The organism is Candidatus Hydrogenedentota bacterium (genome assembly GCA_018005585.1).
Lineage (GTDB): Bacteria > Hydrogenedentota > Hydrogenedentia > Hydrogenedentales > JAGMZX01 > JAGMZX01.
In genome coordinates, this window is record JAGMZX010000184.1 from 1 (window position 1) to 4,501 (window position 4,501).

3 protein-coding genes are annotated in these 4,501 nt (G+C 63.6%); all 3 read right to left on the bottom strand.

The window, feature by feature from the left end; genetic code table 11:
• A partial coding sequence (locus tag KA184_21270; protein MBP8132119.1) for a hypothetical protein occupies window positions 1-431 on the bottom strand: 431 nt, incomplete at its 3' end.
• Window positions 432-1,200: 769 nt separating this feature from the next.
• Window positions 1,201-4,098, bottom strand: a complete 2,898-nt coding sequence (locus tag KA184_21275) for a beta-galactosidase (GenBank protein MBP8132120.1) — start codon at window positions 4,096-4,098, stop codon at window positions 1,201-1,203.
• A 23-nt stretch (window positions 4,099-4,121) separates the two neighbouring features.
• A partial coding sequence (locus KA184_21280; GenBank protein ID MBP8132121.1) for a LysM peptidoglycan-binding domain-containing protein occupies window positions 4,122-4,501 on the bottom strand: 380 nt, incomplete at its 5' end.

The window sequence follows — 4,501 nt, forward strand, 5'->3', positions numbered from 1 at the left end:
TTGGCAGCACTGACTTCCTCTTGATAGTAGAGGTCGCCCGGCTGACCGCCATCGTCGAGGCGGAACTCAATCAAGAAAGCGTTCCCATCCCTCGTGCACACTTCGGGCACCTCAGGTCCGCACGGAATCGGCAATGAAAAGGGTGTGATATCCAATCCCCACCACCGGATGTGCACAATATCCGCTGCTATGGCCGAGAAATTGTCAAAAACAGCCCTTTCGGCAACGTACAGTTCGCCGTAGAAAGCCGGATCACCTGGCAACGCCGGAGGCTGGCCATATAGCGTATCGCCGGGGCAGGAAACCGCCTTCGGGTCGGTCTTTGGGTCCGGTCCATGCCCCGAGACCACGGACAGGGAAGCGAACAGTACATAACAGGCACAAATGGCGAACGCAGCGCCGACAGAGAATGACCGTGTCCTGGATTTCATTTTTCCTCCTTCCCCCGAACGCGACCCGTCCGGATAGCATCACATGAATGTTCGCCTGGTCACGGTCGCGTGTGCTCGTCTGCCCAGTTTCTCACGCGACCCTCATCTATCCGCCATCGCCCAGAAATCCAACAATATCACTGCAGAACTGTGGTCCCCGGCGCTCACAACTTATGACGCGCAAATTACATCTGTCGCCGCGCGCAGGCCGCACCGTTGAAGCCCTCGACATGCGCGCCTCATTCACCCGTTCAAGTATGCACTCAGCGGGGCATTATGTCAACGGGAATTGTGGCATGGGAATTGTGGCATGGGGTCTGCGTCATAGACAAGGGTTTTGTAGAAACCGCCTTCTTCCAGGAGAGGTTTCATTAATATATAGTAACATATAAGGAGATATCCATGCGGAGACAAGATGAGCTGGAAGCGTGACGGGAAGCGTTATTGAGCCGGATGCGGTTAATCCGCGGCATGAAACGGGGCACGTCAAGTGTTCGCCCGGAAAAGGTGCCTCATAAAGGGCGGAAGGGCCCGGTATTGTTGAGCCCTTACCGGCTATTCGTGCGCCGCGAAGGAAACACGTCTGTCGGGCGCTGGCTGCGGACGCCGCGGGAAGTGACCCAGGTGCGTGAGGATATTGCCGCCTACGGTCGCCTCTTGGTCCCATGCAGGGAGCTTGTGCGAGCCACGGAGGAGTTGGACGACGTGGAACGCGCGCAGGCGCCGCGTGCAGCGCGAGCGCGATATCCGCGAGCGGTGTGGCGAGGGATTATTCGAGGCGGCCTGGATGGGTCTCGAGACCAAGGCACCACGGGTCCAGGGGATCGAGCACCAGCGGTGCGCTGACCTCTCGGTTGCGAAAGAGGTCGACCATCTTGGAAACAGGTGCATATCCCGGTTGTTCCGGCTCCGGCGAACCCGGTTGGCGGGAGCTTCCGTTCCGGCGGATCAACACGGTCAGCGGTTCTCGGCTGAAATTGACGAGGCTCACGGTCAGGCGGCCGTCGTGTTCGGCAACGCGCAGGTTTACGCCCCAGACGGGCGCGCCATCAATGTCTGTGACGCGCACGGGACGCGCACAATTCGCCTCATCGAGGACGGGCTCGAGCAAGACGCGGCAGGCGCGCGCATCCAGGACCCCTGCCTCCGCGATCATCCGTCCCGCGGACCCGGCCTTCGGCAGTTTGTTCCGTGTGCGGCCGTGTTCGTCGCGCGTGAAGCAGTCGCCAATGGCCACGAGTGTGCCGCCGCCGTCCAGAAAGGCCTGTAGCGCGTCTACAGTCGATTCGGAGACATGCGACGTGTTCGGCGCGACAATGACCGCGTATTCACGCAGCAGCCCTTCCGCGGCCTGACTCTCCGTAACGAACGCGGGCGTCGTGTCTGCGAAATACAGCGCTTCGAACGCGGCGATGGCCTGCGTCGTGAACGCGTCAGACGGCCAGAGCGACGCGAACGAGTACAGGATCGCGGCGCCGCTCTCCGCGCGTTGCAGCGCGTGCACCTCCGGCGCAAGCCGGTTCAGGTCGCAGGCGATGCGGCCCAGCGCGCGAACGCAATTCGCGCGCGTGAGTATGTTCTCCGCGAAATCGCCGCCTTGCGCGCGCTCCCAGACCCACGTCGTGGCCGCGCCCTGCCCGTGAATGGCCTGGGTCCAGTACGCGGTGCGGATATGCGATTCGGGGATATAGCGGACGTCGCCATCGGTAATGATGTGGTCCTCGGAATTGAAGATGGGCGCGTCCGGCGCGACGCAATGCTGGAAGGTGTAATGCATGGCCATGTCCCGCCAGCGCTGCAGGTACTCGCTCGCGCTGTCGCCTTCGAAGGTTTGCACGCAGTCGTTGCCCGCGATGGCGCCGATGCGCGTGAACGCTTCGTAATCCACGCCCGCCTCGAATTTGCCGGGGTCGCCGAAGCTGTGCGCCATGGCCTTGGCGTGCACGGGCAGGTCCGGGTCGAATTCGTGGATCAGGTCGCGGAGAAACTCGTGAAACGCGAGGAACCGATCCTGATTGAAGCGCCAGTAATCGTAAGCGAGCGCGTAGTTGCCGCTGTCCTTCGGGAAAGGCACATCGCCGAATGCCGCGAATTGGGTCCCGTACAGCGCATTTGCGGCGGCGATATCCGCGTAGCGTTTGGCCAGCCAGGCGTGGAACAACCCGCGCGCGTGTTCGCACCGGCCGTCGTATTGCGGCTCGTTGCTCAGGCAGATGCTGTGCAGCGCGGGATGGTTCGCGACCAGCGGCATGAGCGCGCGCAGATACCGCTCGTAAACTGCGCGCGCTTCCGGCGCGTCGATGCAGTGCTTCATGAACCCGTACCCGCACTTGGCGAGTCCGGGATGTTGTTCGAGCATCCAATCGGGGAAGTAGTGGGGCGAAATGAGCAGATTGACCGCGACATTGCTTGCCGCGGCCCGGTCCAGCGTGGCGCGGATGTCGTTTCGAACCGGTGCATCATCGACGGTGTCCGGCCCGGTAACGACACTGCGCGGGCCCATCTCGATCTGGACGATATTCAGGTCGTATTCGGGCAGAATGAGCAGGTCCTCGCGCACTTGGCCGAAATGGCCCACGCCGGTGAAGAAGACGGGCCGACCCGCCTGCCAGAACGCGCCGTCGCGCGTTTCGACGGGGCCGGTCGCGTAGACGGGCACCCGCAGGCCGCGCTCAGGCGCGGCGATGATTTGCCGGGCCTCCTCGGTCGCGTCCGCGCAAAGCCGCTCGATATAGCGGGCTGCGGTCAGCGCCCGCACCTTGTGGCCCGTAACGCCATCGCGGACGTCGTCGCGGATGTATTGCAGAAAGCTCTCGACCACCCGCGCATCGACCCGCGGGTAGGCCATCGGGCGGCCCGCGCTCGCGCCTTGCTCAATGAGCCGGTCCAGCGCGCGGAGTTCTCCCGCGACGGCGTCGAGCCGCGCCTCGAGGGAGTTCTCGTCGGCAAGCAGCCGTCGGCGCGCGGCCTCGACGGAGGCCAGGAACCGAGGAGCGTCGAGCGACCGGTATGCGTCCAGGTCGAGCGCCTGAAGCGCATCGTCCACAAGCGCGCGCCAATGCGCCGCCTCGGCTTCCGGGCCGTAGCGGATGTACGATTGCGTGATGTCGCAGTCGGCCATGAGACCGCGCAACGCGCCCGTCATCTCGCTGCCGCGGCTCATCGTGAGATACGCCTGATAGAGCGAGCCATAGCCGGGGCGGTTCACGCCGTGGAGGGCCACGACGAAGGTATCGCCGGGCGCGGCCTCATCGGCAATGAGAAGGTCCCCCGCGTCCCGCTCGAACTCCTGCCGGAATTCGCCATTCACGTAAGCGCGGGCGGCGTTGTCCATGGCCGCGCGCATGCGGATCTCCGCGCCCGCCGCGGGAAGCCCGTTGATCGTCTCCGGCACGACGAGCCGCGTACGATACCAGCAGGTCGAATCGTGCGGCCACCACTGATGCCCCACGTCGACAGGCTCCCATGCGGAATCGTCGAAATCCGGCGCCTCCGCGCCGGGGACTTCGCCGAGATGGAAGCGCCAGTCATGCACCGTTGCATCGAGCAAGACGTCGATTTCGTCCCGCGTAATGGGCGGTTCTTCCGCGGCAATGCGAGTAACGCAGGCGCAAATCGCGAACAAGACCGGAAAGAACCGGGGCGGGAAGACGCCGCGTATCAGCATGGAAGGGCCCTCCCCCGGCCGTGTCACCGGGACTTGGGTATCTTGATCCGTTGTCCTTCGACGAGGATGTTGGGATTGGGAATCTTGTTGTGCTTGAGCAAGTCCGGCACGGTGACGCCGTAACGCATCGCGATGCTGTGAAGCGTGTCGCCGGGGCCGACGCGGTATTCCTCGAATGCTGTTTCCGCGGTGTCTTCCGCCATCGGCAGGTACACGTCGAGCAAGAGGCCGGGCAACGGGTCCTTGCCCTCGAGTTTGTTCCACCGCGCGATTTCCTCGGGCGTGACGCCATATTGCTCCGCTATCTTCGCAAGCGTATCGCCCGGCACCACGCGATACACCCGACGCTGCGAATTCGGCGGCGGGTCAGACTCTTGTGCTTGTTCGGCCGGCGCTTCCGTTG